Source organism: Paenibacillus sp. FSL H7-0940 (genome assembly GCF_037979415.1).
Classification (GTDB): Bacteria; Bacillota; Bacilli; order Paenibacillales; family Paenibacillaceae; genus Paenibacillus; species Paenibacillus amylolyticus.
The window spans coordinates 3,148,341-3,162,925 of the sequence record NZ_CP150280.1 but is presented as its reverse complement, the minus strand read 5'-3'; the positions used below and the strand labels follow the sequence as shown (position 1 = coordinate 3,162,925).

The window sequence follows — 14,585 nt, the reverse complement described above, 5'->3', positions numbered from 1 at the left end:
GTGAGCATATGGCTAATGAAATTGTTTCAACGAATAATACCTGGCCGAACTATTCGGCAGCCAATAAAGCAACCACAAGTGCCGCAACAAAGGAATTGGGTAAAGATCAGTTTCTAAAAATCCTGATTACCCAGCTGCAAAATCAAGACCCGATGCAGCCGATGGAGGATAAGGAATTTATCGCTCAAATGGCACAGTTCAGCTCAGTGGAACAACTGGTCAATATTTCTACGCAGCTTAAAACATTGAACCAGTCCCTTGGTGCTGTATCCGGTATGATTGGCATGGAGGTAAGTTGGCTTTCTTCTAATAAAGATGATAACGGAACTCTTCGTCAGGGTATTGTAGATTCCATCATTGTAAGAGATAGCGTTCAATACGCAAAAGTGGGCAACGACGAGATTAAGCTGGATGAGATCATTCAGGTGAATTATCCAAAACAGGCAGAAGAGAGTCAAACTCCGGTACAGAACGTTCAGGATGTAACTCCTGAAACGAACGAGAGCCAGGAAGTTGAATCATCCGCTGAAACGGGTGATACGGAAGATAGCGGGAAAACGATATGAGTGATCGCATAACGGTTGGACAATTATACGCAGGCCCGATTACACCGAATATGCTTCAAAGACCCAAAACGGGAGAAGCTTTGGCTATACCCGAAAAACCTTTTGCAAAAGTGCTGGAAGATAACCTTCTGAAATTGAGCAATCATGCTGCCAAACGATTGGAACAGCGTGGTATTGAACTCAAGACTGAGCAAATGGAACAGATTGGTTCTGCTTTGGACAAAGCTGCTGCCAAAGGAGCCAAAGAGTCATTGATTTTAATGCAGGATATGGCTTTTATCGTCAATGTCAAAAATCGTACTGTGGTTACAGCTATGGATAGTGAGAGCATGAAGGATAATGTGTTCACTCAGATTGATAGTGCCGTAATCATTTCTTAACCGGCTGGCCCTTCTCGGGAGCCGGAATGCCGCTGACCGACTGATGCGGTAACCAAATGAAGACTGGGAGGATTTTTAAAAATGATAAAATCAATGTACTCAGGCGTTTCCGGGATGCGGGGTTTCCAAACAAAACTCGACGTAATTGGTAACAATATTGCGAACGTAAACACGGTTGGCTTCAAAGGCAGTCGGGTTATGTTCAAAGATATTATGAGCCAAACAACGGCAGGGGTAACTGCTCCTGGCGATGCAAGTGGTGGTGTCAATGCGAAACAAATCGGTCTTGGTGTAACGGTAGGTTCAATTGATACGCTGCATCTGGCAGGTAGCCCAATGACAACGAATAATCCAACAGATCTTCGGATTAATGGAGATGGATTCTTCTTGGTACGTTTGAGTGAAGATCAGGAAGTACCTTACCTGACTCGTGCAGGGGATTTCCATGTGGATGCTGCACGTAACCTTTTGACTTCGGATGGATTGTTTGTTCTGGATAACGGTGGTGGAAATATTACGATACCGGATGATGTTGTTTCCTTCACGATAGGTCAGGATGGAACAATTAACCAAACCATGGCAGACGGAACCATCGAAGCGGGTCCACAGATTGGAATAGGTAAAGTTGTCAATCCAGAAGGCCTTGAGAAAATTGGGGGCAACTTGTACCGTATGACAGCAAACGCGAATCCGGATGGGGCGCTGGAACCATTAACAGCGAACAGTGCTGAGGACGGAACAGGAGCAATCATTGCTGGACAGCTCGAGATGTCTAACGTGGATCTGACAGGAGAGTTTACTGAGATGATCGTAGCTCAACGTGGATTCCAGGCAAACTCCCGAATCATTACAACGTCGGATGAAATACTTCAGGAAGTTGTTAACCTGAAACGTTAATAACTGATTAATGAATTTTTAAAACGTGGGGGAGCTTGCTCCTCCCACTCTGATTAAGGGGGCTTAGCATGATTTCGGTTACGCGGTTAAATGGTTCTCCCATGTGGTTAAATGCGCTGATGGTTGAAATTGTGGAAGAGACGCCGGATACGTATATTACTCTGGTAACTGGAAAGAGACTGATTGTGCTTGAAAAAGCCGCTGACGTTATTTCCAAGATTAAAGATTACAACCGTGAAATCGGGGTTCAGGCAGCCACTATTAAAGTGCAGCAAACGGAGGAATCCTGATGAAAAAAATGATGCCCTGGCTTGCAACAATGTTGCTGGCGATAACACTCATTGTGGTGGTTGTGTTTGTATTTATGCAAGGACAGAACGGGAATAAGGACGACACACATACGGCGGCAGCCTCAGAAGCTAAGAAGATGACTGCGGATGAGATTGTAGAGGTTTCCTCTGAGCTTGGAGAAATTAAAACCAATTTGGCTGATACGGATCATGTTGTAGTTGTCAGCTTCTCATTCAAGTTGTCAGACAAAACAGCCAAAGAAGATTTCGAGAAAATCAAAGAAATTACAGTGAAGCCTATTATCATTCAGACGTTTGCGGATACAAAGTCTGAGGAGCTGGCTACAGCGAAGGGCCGCGTACAATTTAATGAGAGATTGACGGGACTAATTAATGAAGCTTTACCTGAAGGTAAGTTGAGCAGCACCAGTTTTTCAGCTTTTGTAATGGCGCCAATGTAAATGAACAGAACACGCTGTAGACCTGTAAGGGGGTGAGAACATGGTGGATGTATTATCACAAAATGAGATTGACGCCCTATTAGCAGCCCTTTCTTCTGGTGAAATGGACGCAGAAGAATTGAAGAAGGAAGAAACTCAGAAGAAAATCAGATCGTACGATTTTAAGCGGGCAGTGCGTTTTTCCAAAGACCATATCAGAAGCTTGACTCGTATTCACGAAAACTTTGCACGCTTTCTCACCACTTATTTTTCAGCCCAACTGCGGACGTTCGTTCAAATCAATGTCGTTCAGGTCGAACAGTTGCCTTATGATGAGTTTATCCGTTCTATTCCTAAGATGACGATATTGAACATTTTTGAAGCGGAGCCACTACAGGGACGAATGGTGATGGAAGTCCATCCAAACGTGGGATATGCGATGTTGGATCGCCTGCTTGGTGGAACCGGAATTGCTCCAACCAAGATCGCATCCATGACGGAGATTGAGACGACCATCATGGAGCGGATATTCAGCCGAGCATTTGAAAGTTTGCAGGAAGCATGGAAAACTGTGTTGGATATTTCCCCAAGGATGGAAGCGCTCGAGACCAATCCGCAATTTATGCAGATTGTATCTCCCAATGAGACCATTGCTCTGATCTCGCTCAGTACCAAAATTGGTGACACGACAGGCATGATCAATCTATGTATACCGCATGTCGTTCTTGAACCTATTATGTCACGGTTGTCAACTCATCAGTGGTTTGTTTCGGAGAAGAAAACGAGAGCTCCGGAGGAGTATGATGCTCTAAAAGAGCGTGTAAACAAAGCCAAGTTACCAATCGTTGCGGAATTGGGAGAATCGAGAATTTCAATTGCAGAATTTCTGGGTCTGTCCGTTGGCGATGTCATTACGTTGAACAAACCAGTTGATGAGGGACTTTCCATAAAAGTGGGTGACAAACTGAAATACATGGGCAGTCCGGGGACAATCAAAGACCGTGTGGCTGTGCAAATAGACAAGATTGTCACCGAAGGAGTTGAAGAATTTGACGAGTAAGGATTATTTATCCCAAGAAGAAATCGATGCTTTGCTCAGGCAATCGGAATCGATAAACAGCTCGGAACCCGCTGAAAAGACGGTTGATGATTTTTTGACCGAGCTGGAGCAGGATGCCTTGGGGGAGATTGGTAACATTACATTTGGTAGCGCGGCAACAGCCTTATCCACGCTATTAGGCCTCAAAGTAGATATTACAACACCTAAAGTTTCTATCATTAGTCGAACGCAGTTTGAAGAAGCTTTTCCTAAGCCACATGTTGCCGTTCATGTGAATTACGTGGATGGATTCGAAGGTATTAACTCACTTGTTATCAAGAAGAGAGATGCCCAAGTCATCGCTGATTTGATGTTGGGTGGAGAAGGAAATCCGGTCGATGAAGAACTGAATGAAATCCATATTAGTGCAGTACAGGAAGCGATGAACCAGATGATGGGTTCCTCTGCAACCTCAATGTCCACGATTTTTAATCGTTTTGTGAATATTTCCCCTCCGGGAATCGATATTCTCAATCTGGAGAGTGGAGAGGGTGTAAGTAATCTTCCAGCAGATGAGACACTTATCCAAGTTTCATTTCGTTTGTTAATCGGGGATCTGATCGATTCCAATCTGATGCAGTTGCTTCCAGTACATTTTGCCAAAAGCATGGTAGATATGCTGATTGGAGGCGCTCAGGAGTCAACTGCCAGCGCACCAGTGGCATCAACACCTGAACCTGCGCCAGCAGCTGTACCAGCAACGCCACCACCGGTTGCGGAGCAGCCGCCCGTTCAGCACCAACAGGCTCCACAGGCTCCACAACAGCCTGCTCAGGACTATAACGGATATGGACAGGCCCCGATGGGTATGCCTCAAGGAATGCCGCCACAGCAGCCGTATGGCATGCCACCGCAGCAACCTTATGGTGCACCTCAACATTACGGTGGAATGCCAAATAGGAATGTTAACGTACAACCAGTTCAATTCGCCAATTTGCAAAATGGGGCGTATGGTCAGGTAGACGAAAACAATTTGAATTTATTGATGGACATTCCCCTTAAGGTCACCGTAGAATTAGGAAGGACCCAGAAGCAAATTAAAGATATTTTGGAACTGTCACAGGGTTCGATTGTCGAACTGGATAAGTTAGCCGGGGAACCTGTCGATATTTTGGTGAATAACAAACTGATCGCCAAGGGAGAAGTTGTCGTTATTGACGAAAACTTTGGTGTTCGTGTTATAGATATCGTTAGCCAATGGGACCGAATTCAGAAATTACAATAAGCACAATTTAGGGAGGACTTGAATCAAGATGGCAAACCGAATTTTAGTCGTAGACGACGCTGCATTTATGAGAATGATGATCCGGGACATTTTGTCCAAAAATGGATATGAGGTTGTTGGTGAGGCACAGGATGGCTCACAAGCAATTGAGAAATTTAAAGAGCTTCGTCCGGATCTAATCACAATGGATATTACGATGCCTGAGATGGACGGCATTGCAGCTTTGAAAGAAATCAAGAAGATTGATGCTAACGCTAAAGTAATTATGTGCTCCGCGATGGGTCAACAAGCGATGGTAATCGACGCTATTCAAGCAGGTGCTAAAGACTTTATCGTTAAACCGTTCCAATCTGACCGGGTTATCGAAGCGATCAGCAAGACACTGGGCGTTTAAGAGACATGATGATGGCTCAGGGTGATATTCCAGGAGGAGCTGGCGTGGGAAGTAATTATTATTTACAGCTTGTATGGGTGATTGTTGTCCTGGCCGTCATCCTGGCCCTTATTGTTTATCTGATCCGTTTTCTAAACAAAAGGAATCAGCAAATGTTCCGGCACGGCACAATTCGTACCCTGGGCGGAGTTGGACTGGGGCAAAACAAGTCGTTGCAAATTATGGAAATTGGTGGGTGTGTATATCTGCTTGGTGTAGGTGAAGACATCCAGTTGATAGATAAGGTTTCGGATTTGGAAGAGGCCCAAAGAATCATTGATTCCTTCGAACGAGATGCTGCTGCACAACAAGGAAATCTCTCACCTCTCATTGCCAAGCTCACAAAACGTTTCCGTAAAGAAGAACCGCCGCGGGAAATGGAACTAGAGGACACAACTTCTTTTCACGAAATGTTTGAATCCAAACTTCGGCAGATGCCTAACCGTAAAGAGAAGATGGAAAAGCTCCTGGATAAAGACAATACTACAGATCGGTCGAGGGATTCATGAAGAAAAAGATTTGGTTAGCGTGTTGTTTATTAGGACTTATCAGTCTGGCATCTGTAACGGTTGCCTTTGCCGAACCCATTCCGAATATTGATATTCAGATTGGAAACGGTGATGGAGGGACACCAAGCACGAGTTCACTGTCCATCATTCTGTTAATTACAGTGCTTAGTATTGCTCCAGCAATGCTTGTACTGATGACCAGTTTTACCCGGATTGTAATTGTGCTCGGTTTTATACGTACATCTTTGGGTACACAACAAATGCCACCCAATCAGGTGCTGGTCGGTTTGGCGCTATTTCTGACACTTTTCATTATGTCGCCGACGTTGTCTTCCATAAATCAGGTAGCGCTTCAGCCCTATCTCCAGGGAGAGCTTACGCAAACCGAGGCACTTGAAAAAGCAGCGGATCCCATGAAGAAATTTATGTTTAGTCACACCAGAGAAAAAGATCTTCTGCTGTTTATGAAGTACAATCAGACTGAACAACCAAAGACCTATCAGGATATCCCAATTACTGTTATGGTGCCGGCATATGTAATCAGTGAGTTGAAGACAGCATTCCAGATGGGGTTTATGATTTTTATTCCGTTTCTGGTTATAGACATTGTTGTCGCGAGTACACTCATGGCAATGGGGATGATGATGCTTCCGCCGGTCATGATCTCATTACCTTTCAAAATACTGCTCTTTGTCCTTGTGGACGGGTGGTATCTGGTTGTCAAGTCACTGTTACTGAGTTTTAACACTTGATCCGGAAAGTTAAAGGAGGACGGTCATGACTTCGGAATTTATTATCGGTCTGGCCGGGAAAGCGGTATACACGTCATTGCTGGCCAGCGCACCTATGCTTATACTAGCTCTGGTTGTAGGACTTGCAATCAGTATTTTTCAAGCGACAACTCAAATTCAGGAACAAACATTAGCTTTTGTGCCCAAGATTGTTGCCGTACTTCTGTCAGTACTTTTGTTTGGACCTTGGATCTTAAATATCTTGGTCGATTTCACGTTTAACATTCTCGATAATCTATACAGATACATAGGGTAGGCTTTAGCAGATGGAGACATTGTTGCAAAGTTTCCCTGTCGCTCTGCTTATGTTTTGTCGAATCACATCATTTTTTGTAACTGCGCCAGTTTTTTCGGCTCGAAATGTGCCGGCTTCAGTTAAAATAGGTATCTCTGCATTTGTCACATTATCTGTCTATCTGATTTACGGAATAGACCAGACCGTACCCACAGACCTGAGTTATGTCTTATTGATCATCAGAGAGATTCTAATTGGCCTGCTTTTAGGTTTTGTGGCTTATCTGTTGATGACGGCTGTTCAGACTGCGGGGACCTTTATCGATCTACAGATCGGTTTTGGTATGGCCAATGTATACGATCCAATGACAGGTGCTTCCGCTCCACTTACGGGTAACTTGAAGTATGCATTTGCTATGCTTCTGTTTCTAACGATGAATGGTCACCATTATTTGCTGGATGCGATAGTTTACAGTTACCGGTGGGTACCATTATCTAATGTGTTTTTCCTACGGTTGGCAGATGGAAGTATTGCTGAATTTTTGATTCAGACCTTAGGTCAATCATTTATGCTGGCTTTTCAGATGTCGGCTCCGATTGTAGTTGCGTTGTTTTTGACGGATGTTGGATTGGGTTTTTTGGCCAAAACTGCTCCTCAATTTAATGTATTTGCAGTTGGGTTGCCGCTTAAGTTACTCGTTGGTCTTGCTATTTTGCTTTTGCTGGTTCCCAGTTTCTCCTTTGTATTTAGTCAATTGTTCGAAGCGATATTCAGATCGATGGAAAAATTGCTTGGAACCATTGGACAAAGGCCCGGCTGAGTGAAACGGAGGAAAAGACACGGATGAAACTTCAACTCGACCTCCAGTTGTTTTCAGGGGAGAAGACGGAGAAAGCTACCCCGAAAAAGAGACAGGATACACGAAAAAAAGGACAGGTTGTAAAAAGCGCTGAACTATCTGGCGCATCCATTCTCCTAATCGTGTTTTTGATCATGATGGTATTCAGCAATTTCTATAAAGAACGTATAGTTCGTCTGTTTACAGATATCTTCATCAATCGATTGAGTATGGATATCACCGGAGAGAATGTGATGGCGCTTATGATGCGCTATGGCATTGAAGTTTTGTTATTGATCGCTCCCGTTTTGCTGGGTGCGTTCCTGGTTGCTTTGATCGTTAACTACATGCAAGTTGGTTTTCTTCTTGTAGGGGAAGGTTTGAAGCCAAAACTTGAGAAACTGGACCCGATTAAAGGTTTCAAAAATATATTCTCTCTCCGCTCATTAGTGGAATTTGCTAAATCCATTTTGAAAATGTCGCTTATCGGTTATCTCGTTTACAGTACAATTAAAGGCTACCAGTCAGATATTGCTTCACTTTCTCATTTTTCATTGGATGCTATTTTACATTTCGCTGCGTCGATTACTTTAAGTCTTGGTATCAAGATTGCAGTGGCATTAATGATACTTGCGATATTTGATTACATGTATCAAAAGTATGACCATGAGAAGAAGATTCGTATGTCCAAGCAAGACATCAAAGACGAGTACAAGAAAATGGAAGGTGATCCGCTGATCAAAGGTAAAATCCGGGAACGCCAGCGTCGTATGGCTATGCAGCGCATGATGCAGGAAGTGCCAAATGCGGATGTGATCATCACGAACCCGACCCACTTTGCGGTTGCGCTAAAGTATGAAGGTTCCGAGATGGAGGCACCACAGATTATTGCCAAAGGTCAGGATTATGTCGCCTTGCGTATTAAGGAAATAGCCAAAGAAAACGGTGTTATTACGATGGAAAACAAGCCGCTGGCACGGGCATTGTTCCAGAGAGCCGAGATTGGTGACGCTATACCGGCCGATTTGTTTCAAGCGGTAGCTGAAGTGCTGGCTTATGTATATAAACTAAAGGGCAGAACGAAATAAAAGGGGATCGGAGGCCGTACATTCATTGAAGATTAAAGATATAGCTGTCCTTGCGGGTATCATTGGCATTGTGTTGATGATGATTCTTCCGATCCCAACCTGGCTGTTGGACTTGTTGCTGGTCGTCAATATTTCAATTGCACTGATGATACTCCTTGTTGCAATGAACAGCAAAGAAGCGTTACAGTTTTCTATTTTTCCAGCTTTGCTGTTGATCACTACACTATTCCGACTGGCTCTGAACATTTCGACTACCAAGCTAATTCTTGGTGAAGGGGATGCTGGAGCTGTAGTTGCTACCTTTGGTAGCTGGATTGCTGGAGGGCAAATTGCAATTGGATTTATCGTGTTTTTGATCCTCGTTGTCGTTCAGTTTATCGTTATTACAAAGGGGTCTGAGCGCGTAGCTGAAGTTGCTGCCCGATTCACCCTTGATGCGATGCCTGGTAAACAAATGAGTATTGATGCGGATCTGAATGCGGGTCTGATCAACGAGCAACAAGCTCGTGAGCGTCGTTCCAAAATTGAACGTGAAGCCGATTTCTATGGAGCGATGGATGGAGCAAGTAAATTCGTAAAAGGTGACGCAATTGCAAGTATTATCATCCTCCTGATCAATCTCATTGGTGGATTTATTATCGGTATGACTGTGCATGGGATGGCTTTCGCAGATGCGATGGCAACGTACTCTGTACTGACTATCGGAGATGGATTGGTAAGCCAAATCCCGGCTCTGCTTATTTCCACAGCAGCAGGACTTATCGTCACCAGAGCGTCATCAGAAGGAAACCTGGCAGATGATATTACGGGGCAACTGTTTACATATCCAATACTAATTTATATCGTAGCTTTCGTTATTGCCATGCTCGGTTTCTTCACACCAATTCATGTTATTACTACGCTTCCGTTGGCAGGTGTGTTGGCATATGCCGCGTGGCGTATGCAGAATAATCTGAATTTGAAACAAGTAGCGGAAGAACAGTTGGAAGAAGAACAGCAGATTGAAGAGGTTAGAAGTCCTGAAAGTGTAATTAACCTGCTTCAGGTGGACCCTATTGAGTTTGAATTTGGTTATGGTTTAATCCCGCTTGCTGATAATCAGCAGGGTGGGGACTTATTGGATCGGATCATCATGATTCGGAGGCAGTGTGCTCTTGAACTGGGGTTGGTCGTTCCGGTTATACGGATTCGAGATAATATCCAGCTCAGACCCAATGAGTATGTTATCAAAATCAAGGGTAATGTGGTAGGTGGCGGAGAACTGTTGTTGAATCATTACCTTGCCATGAGTCCTGGCTATGATGAGGAGTCTGTGACAGGTATTGAAACGACGGAACCTGCTTTTGGACTTCCGGCACTATGGATTGATGAAGTAACCAAAGACATAGCCGAACTTGCAGGATATACGGTCGTTGATCCGCCTTCCGTTGTGGCTACACATCTGACGGAACTGATTAAGAAACATGCGCATGAGTTACTTGGAAGACAAGAAACAAAAGCACTTGTGGATAATCTCAGAGAGAACTATTCTGCCCTTGTGGATGAACTGATCCCTTCTCTACTTTCCATTGGTGATGTACAGAAAGTGCTTGCCAAGTTATTGCGTGAGAAAATATCTATTCGAGATATGGTTACCATCTTCGAGACACTGGCTGACTATGGTACGTATACGAAAGATCCTGATGTGCTGACTGAATACGTCAGACAATCCCTCTCACGTCAGATTACTCAGCAGTTCTCACAGAAAGGTGAGACACTTCGAGTGATCACGGTTGGACCTGGTCTTGAGAAGAAAATTGCTGAAAGTGTGCAACAATCGGATCAAGGCAGTTATCTTGCGCTAGACCCTGTATCTACACAAAGTGTATATCAGAAGCTCAGTGAACAAGTGAACCGTTTGATTCAATCAGGTCAACAACCTGTTGTATTAACTTCTCCAACCATTCGGATGTATCTGCGTCAGGTTATTGAACGTACTATGCAGGACATTCCTGTGCTTTCCTACAGCGAGTTGGAGCCGAATGTTGAAATTCAAAGTATCGGGGTGGTGAACTTATGAGAGTAAAACAATACGTTGTTGAGACCATGCCCGAAGCTATGCTTCAAATTCGCAAAGACCTGGGAAGTGATGCCGTTATTCTGTCCACCAAAGAGATTAAGGTGGGCGGTGTAATGGGAATGTTTCGCAAAAAACGGATCGAAGTTGTAGCTGCAGTGGATAAGGAAGAAAACAAGCAAACAACAAAGCCAGTACAAAATCAATTCACGCCTGTACCTCGTGCATTTGTACCTGAGGCTTATCGGCAAACAGCTCGTTCGTTTGTTGCGGCTTCTGATGAGTCGGTGACAACGAATACAGCTGATCAAAGTGTACAGGACCAATCTGCGGCTGCACCGTCTGTGTTTGAATCGCGTAATATCGGTTCAAACATAGACAGCGGCTCAGGTTCTTCGAGCACGGATCATAAACCGCGACCGCAAGGGGCGGATTTTTCGGGTTCAACAACTGCTCCGAAGCCAACAGGTTCAGACCTGCAGCAGGATAAGTTAATGACTGAATTGCAGGATCTTAAACAGATGGTGACCAGGCTTTCAAAGCAAGGTACTTCTGCGGACCCTGTGCCAGAGGAACTGCATACGATCCGAGAACGTTTGACAGAACAAGATGTTTGGCCTGAAGTATGGGAATCCTGGTTTGATTCAATTCAAGCAAAATGGTCTGAGAATGGATTAAAAGAACAAGATGTAGAGCAAATAGTGAAGCTTGAGGTTATGCACTTTTTGGAGCAACGTATTGAAGAAGGCATTCTTCCTACCACGCGAATCGTCTATGTAGCTGGACCAACCGGTGTAGGGAAAACTACGACAATTGCAAAATTGGCTGCTGAACAAATGTTCAAAAAACAGCGTAAAGTTGGATTCATTACATCAGATACGTATCGGATCTCGGCGGTAGAACAGCTTAGAACGTATGCATCTATACTGAATGTTCCACTTGAGGTGGTGCAATCGCCTGGTGATACACAACGTGCCATTTCTCGATTAGAGAATTGTGATTTGATCTTTATGGATACAGCGGGTAGAAACTACAGAAATGAATTACTTGTTTCAGAACTGCAAAGTTTGCTTGCTCCTGTAGAGAATAGCGAAACCTTTCTGGTCATGAGTATGACTTCCAAAAGTGCTGATATGGTGCAGATCACGGAACATTTCAGTAAATATGGACTGGATAAGGTGATTTTCACCAAAATGGATGAGACTGGGAGCTGCGGTCCGCTATTTAACTTGTTACACCGTTTTCCACTCAAGCTCGCATATGTGGCAAATGGACAAAATGTTCCGGATGATTTGTTGAAACCAGATGCAGATTCGTTGTCCAAACAGTTGCTGGGAGAATGGTCACAATGAAGGATCAGGCAGCTACACTTCGAAGTATGGTCTCCGCGCCATTGGAAATGGAAGGCATTGAGCGAGATATTCGATCCTCGAAAATCATTACTGTGGCCAGTGGTAAGGGAGGTGTTGGCAAATCCAATTTCACACTGAACTTTGCCTTGGCATTGCAGGCTTTGGGGCAAAAGGTACTTGTATTTGATGCCGATATTGGAATGGCTAATATTGATGTTCTTATGGGTACGTCTTCTTCCTATAATCTTTACCACCTGTTGTACCGACAAAAATCCATAAGGGAAATCATACAACTGGGTGCCAGTGGCTTGCCTTACATTGCTGGAGGATCGGGCATGAAAGAGTTGTTCTCATTGTCTGATCGTGATCTGGAGTTTTTCGCCAGTCAAGTCGAGGATATTGCCCAGGAAATGGATTATGTCATCTTTGACACTGGGGCAGGACTCTCCAGAGAGAATATGAAGTTCATCGGTGCTGCTGATGAATGCCTGATTATAACTACACCTGAACCGACTTCAATAACCGATGCTTATGCTTTAGTCAAAGTTATGCACGGCCAGGAAAATGCTACACCCTTTCGGATGATCGTTAACCGGGTGGAAGACGAACGAGAAGCGGAACGGGTGGCAGAAAAAATAGCTGGAGTGGCGAGGCGGTTTTTGCAGACGGATATTCCGCTGCTTGGGTATATTTCAGAAGACGCCCAGGTAGTCAAGGCGGTTAAAAGGCAAATGCCCTATAGTCTGGCTTATCCGAATGCCAAAGCCTCTAAAGATATAGAGAAACTTGCTCTTCGTTATCTGGCTGTACCTGCAACTCCGGGATCCGGAACCTTGACAGGAATCAGGGGATTTATGAATAAGTGGCTTAAACGAACAACATGATTTCTGAATAAAGGAAACAGGGGTGACACAACATGGCGGCGTATCAAGTATTGGTTGTCGATGATTCCGCTTTTATGCGTAAGATTGTTACGGATTTGATCCAAGCGGATCCGGAATTCAAGGTTACGGCAACGGCATCAAACGGTAGAGAAGCGATTCAAAAATCACTAGAATTGAAACCCGATATTATTACAATGGACGTTGAGATGCCCGAAATGAATGGGTTGGATGCATTAAAATCAATTATGAAGGAATCTTTCGTTCCTGTGATTATGCTCTCTGGTATCAATGAACAAGGCATGAAAGAAACCATTATGGCGCTTGAAGCCGGGGCATTTGACTTCATTCGCAAACCATCTATTTCACATGACCAGGATATTGCTCAAGTTGGTAAAGCCTTGGTTGAGCGCATGCGTGCTGCGATGAATGAGATCAAAAGAAAAGCTGATCGTGAGTTATCCATGAAAAATAGAGACATGTTGCGAGGAGCAGTTGCTCCCCCAACTCAGCCAGTACAGAAAGAACTGCCGGCTAGGGATCGAGCGGAGCCTGTGAAAAAAACGATCGAACCTGTCGAGACGATTCAACGCTCTCTTCGAGAGCGCACTGAAGCCTTTCAGGCCAAAGCCAAGAAACCAATTGAACCATTGTCACCTTCAAAACCAGGTCGCGTAGAGAATAAACCGGAGCCTTTGCCAAAGGCTGAGCGTAATTTGGGGACGAAGGCAGAAAAAGCAGTGAGGTCAGCTAATCCAGTACAGACTCCAAAGGAAGTTCGACTACCTAATGCAGCTAGAGTGGCAGCTGATCAAATAGCGGCAACTTCTGCCTCTGCAAAAGCCAAGGATGTAATCAAGCCTAATCCTGTTCCCAAAGGTGGAGGAGGGCTGGAAGGACCATTCAACAAACTTGTGGCAATAGGTTGTTCTACGGGTGGACCGAGGGCTCTCAAGACATTGCTCGAGCAGTTGCCTGCTGATTTGCCTGCACCGGTCATTATTGTGCAGCATATGCCGCCCAATTTCACACGTTCTCTGGCTCAACGATTGAATACATTCAGTCCACTGCATGTGGTTGAAGCTGAAGAGGGCATGGTTCTGAAAAAAGGAACCGCCTATATAGCACCCGGCGGATTCCATGTGAAAGTTAACAAAACAGCAGACGGGAAGTTTATCGTGAAGTTGACTGAAGATCAACCAGTGAATGGACATAGACCTTCAGTGGATACGATGTTTGAGTCACTTCTACCGTTTACATCTTTACAAAGGCATCTTGTTTTGCTAACGGGAATGGGAAGTGATGGAGCACGTATGATGAAGCGATTATACGAAGCTGGAGTTACATCAACCTTTGCCGAGAATGAAGAAACATGTGTTGTATATGGTATGCCGCGTTCTGCTGTAGAGCTGCAATGCGTTCGTCATCTTCTGCCATTGCAGGAGATTGCTTCTAAACTTGTTCAAGCAGTGAAATAACGGAGTGTAACTCACGGAGGAGGTGCC

General features: G+C 44.4%; 17 protein-coding genes. All 17 read left to right on the top strand.

Annotated features, from left to right (window positions below):
* Positions 1–8: 8 nt before the first annotated feature.
* The 17 genes from MHB71_RS13815 to cheB all read left to right on the top strand — a co-directional run bounded on the left by MHB71_RS13815 (position 9) and on the right by cheB (position 14,558).
* Positions 9–566: a flagellar hook capping FlgD N-terminal domain-containing protein gene (locus MHB71_RS13815; RefSeq protein ID WP_047842480.1), complete on the top strand. Its 558-nt coding sequence runs from the start codon at positions 9–11 to the stop codon at positions 564–566.
* Positions 563–946 carry a TIGR02530 family flagellar biosynthesis protein gene (locus MHB71_RS13810; protein WP_076249816.1) on the top strand — a complete coding sequence of 128 codons (384 nt, stop codon included), beginning with the start codon at positions 563–565 and terminating at the stop codon, positions 944–946. Before MHB71_RS13815 ends, MHB71_RS13810 begins: the two co-directional genes overlap by 4 nt.
* Positions 947–1,027: 81 nt before the next feature.
* A complete protein-coding gene (gene flgG, locus MHB71_RS13805) occupies positions 1,028–1,843 on the top strand; it encodes a flagellar basal body rod protein FlgG (protein ID WP_237175959.1) in 816 nt (271 codons plus the stop codon).
* A gap of 68 nt (positions 1,844–1,911) precedes the next feature.
* A complete protein-coding gene (locus tag MHB71_RS13800; protein ID WP_017689179.1) occupies positions 1,912–2,133 on the top strand; it encodes a flagellar FlbD family protein in 222 nt (73 codons plus the stop codon).
* Positions 2,133–2,594: a flagellar basal body-associated FliL family protein gene (locus MHB71_RS13795; RefSeq protein WP_036609360.1), complete on the top strand. Its 462-nt coding sequence runs from the start codon at positions 2,133–2,135 to the stop codon at positions 2,592–2,594. The genes MHB71_RS13800 and MHB71_RS13795 overlap by 1 nt, the downstream gene beginning before the upstream one ends.
* Before the next feature lie 40 nt (positions 2,595–2,634).
* Positions 2,635–3,633: a flagellar motor switch protein FliM gene (fliM, locus tag MHB71_RS13790; RefSeq protein ID WP_036609359.1), complete on the top strand. Its 999-nt coding sequence runs from the start codon at positions 2,635–2,637 to the stop codon at positions 3,631–3,633.
* Positions 3,623–4,897, top strand: a complete 1,275-nt coding sequence (gene fliY, locus MHB71_RS13785) for a flagellar motor switch phosphatase FliY (RefSeq protein WP_036609358.1) — start codon at positions 3,623–3,625, stop codon at positions 4,895–4,897. Before fliM ends, fliY begins: the two co-directional genes overlap by 11 nt.
* A gap of 28 nt (positions 4,898–4,925) precedes the next feature.
* Positions 4,926–5,291 (top strand): response regulator, encoded by a 366-nt coding sequence (locus MHB71_RS13780; protein WP_017689175.1) that lies wholly within the window; start codon positions 4,926–4,928, stop codon positions 5,289–5,291.
* An 11-nt stretch (positions 5,292–5,302) separates the two neighbouring features.
* Positions 5,303–5,839, top strand: coding sequence for a flagellar biosynthetic protein FliO (locus MHB71_RS13775; RefSeq protein WP_100529395.1), 537 nt, complete (start codon positions 5,303–5,305; stop codon positions 5,837–5,839).
* Positions 5,836–6,591 carry a flagellar type III secretion system pore protein FliP gene (gene fliP / locus MHB71_RS13770; RefSeq protein ID WP_036609355.1) on the top strand — a complete coding sequence of 252 codons (756 nt, stop codon included), beginning with the start codon at positions 5,836–5,838 and terminating at the stop codon, positions 6,589–6,591. Before MHB71_RS13775 ends, fliP begins: the two co-directional genes overlap by 4 nt.
* Positions 6,592–6,616: 25 nt before the next feature.
* Positions 6,617–6,886, top strand: coding sequence for a flagellar biosynthesis protein FliQ (gene fliQ, locus MHB71_RS13765; RefSeq protein WP_017689172.1), 270 nt, complete (start codon positions 6,617–6,619; stop codon positions 6,884–6,886).
* 10 nt (positions 6,887–6,896) lie between these two features.
* Positions 6,897–7,685: a flagellar biosynthetic protein FliR gene (fliR, locus tag MHB71_RS13760; protein WP_036609353.1), complete on the top strand. Its 789-nt coding sequence runs from the start codon at positions 6,897–6,899 to the stop codon at positions 7,683–7,685.
* Between the two features lie 23 nt (positions 7,686–7,708).
* The gene (flhB, locus tag MHB71_RS13755) at positions 7,709–8,791 is read left to right on the top strand and encodes a flagellar biosynthesis protein FlhB (protein ID WP_179086416.1); all 1,083 of its coding nucleotides are present in this window, start codon (positions 7,709–7,711) and stop codon (positions 8,789–8,791) included.
* A 25-nt stretch (positions 8,792–8,816) separates the two neighbouring features.
* The gene (gene flhA, locus MHB71_RS13750) at positions 8,817–10,850 is read left to right on the top strand and encodes a flagellar biosynthesis protein FlhA (protein WP_340029915.1); all 2,034 of its coding nucleotides are present in this window, start codon (positions 8,817–8,819) and stop codon (positions 10,848–10,850) included.
* The gene (gene flhF / locus MHB71_RS13745) at positions 10,847–12,199 is read left to right on the top strand and encodes a flagellar biosynthesis protein FlhF (protein WP_076326818.1); all 1,353 of its coding nucleotides are present in this window, start codon (positions 10,847–10,849) and stop codon (positions 12,197–12,199) included. Before flhA ends, flhF begins: the two co-directional genes overlap by 4 nt.
* Positions 12,196–13,083, top strand: coding sequence for a MinD/ParA family protein (locus MHB71_RS13740; RefSeq protein ID WP_036670376.1), 888 nt, complete (start codon positions 12,196–12,198; stop codon positions 13,081–13,083). The genes flhF and MHB71_RS13740 overlap by 4 nt, the downstream gene beginning before the upstream one ends.
* Before the next feature lie 32 nt (positions 13,084–13,115).
* Positions 13,116–14,558, top strand: a complete 1,443-nt coding sequence (cheB, locus tag MHB71_RS13735) for a chemotaxis-specific protein-glutamate methyltransferase CheB (RefSeq protein WP_047842490.1) — start codon at positions 13,116–13,118, stop codon at positions 14,556–14,558.
* Positions 14,559–14,585 lie beyond the last annotated feature (27 nt).

Bases quoted from the DNA above. Each gene is read 5' to 3' on its own strand.
- MHB71_RS13810 (WP_076249816.1), top strand. From the start codon at position 563: ATGAGTGATCGCATAACGGTTGGACAATTATACGCAGGCCCGATTACA.
- MHB71_RS13795 (WP_036609360.1), top strand. From the start codon at position 2,133: ATGAAAAAAATGATGCCCTGGCTTGCAACAATGTTGCTGGCGATAACA.
- MHB71_RS13780 (WP_017689175.1), top strand. From the start codon at position 4,926: ATGGCAAACCGAATTTTAGTCGTAGACGACGCTGCATTTATGAGAATG.
- MHB71_RS13740 (WP_036670376.1), top strand. From the start codon at position 12,196: ATGAAGGATCAGGCAGCTACACTTCGAAGTATGGTCTCCGCGCCATTG.
- flhF (WP_076326818.1), top strand. From the start codon at position 10,847: ATGAGAGTAAAACAATACGTTGTTGAGACCATGCCCGAAGCTATGCTT.
- fliR (WP_036609353.1), top strand. From the start codon at position 6,897: ATGGAGACATTGTTGCAAAGTTTCCCTGTCGCTCTGCTTATGTTTTGT.
- fliQ (WP_017689172.1), top strand. From the start codon at position 6,617: ATGACTTCGGAATTTATTATCGGTCTGGCCGGGAAAGCGGTATACACG.
- MHB71_RS13800 (WP_017689179.1), top strand. From the start codon at position 1,912: ATGATTTCGGTTACGCGGTTAAATGGTTCTCCCATGTGGTTAAATGCG.
- MHB71_RS13815 (WP_047842480.1), top strand. From the start codon at position 9: ATGGCTAATGAAATTGTTTCAACGAATAATACCTGGCCGAACTATTCG.
- cheB (WP_047842490.1), top strand. From the start codon at position 13,116: ATGGCGGCGTATCAAGTATTGGTTGTCGATGATTCCGCTTTTATGCGT.
- MHB71_RS13775 (WP_100529395.1), top strand. From the start codon at position 5,303: ATGGCTCAGGGTGATATTCCAGGAGGAGCTGGCGTGGGAAGTAATTAT.
- fliM (WP_036609359.1), top strand. From the start codon at position 2,635: ATGGTGGATGTATTATCACAAAATGAGATTGACGCCCTATTAGCAGCC.
- fliP (WP_036609355.1), top strand. From the start codon at position 5,836: ATGAAGAAAAAGATTTGGTTAGCGTGTTGTTTATTAGGACTTATCAGT.
- flgG (WP_237175959.1), top strand. From the start codon at position 1,028: ATGATAAAATCAATGTACTCAGGCGTTTCCGGGATGCGGGGTTTCCAA.
- flhB (WP_179086416.1), top strand. From the start codon at position 7,709: ATGAAACTTCAACTCGACCTCCAGTTGTTTTCAGGGGAGAAGACGGAG.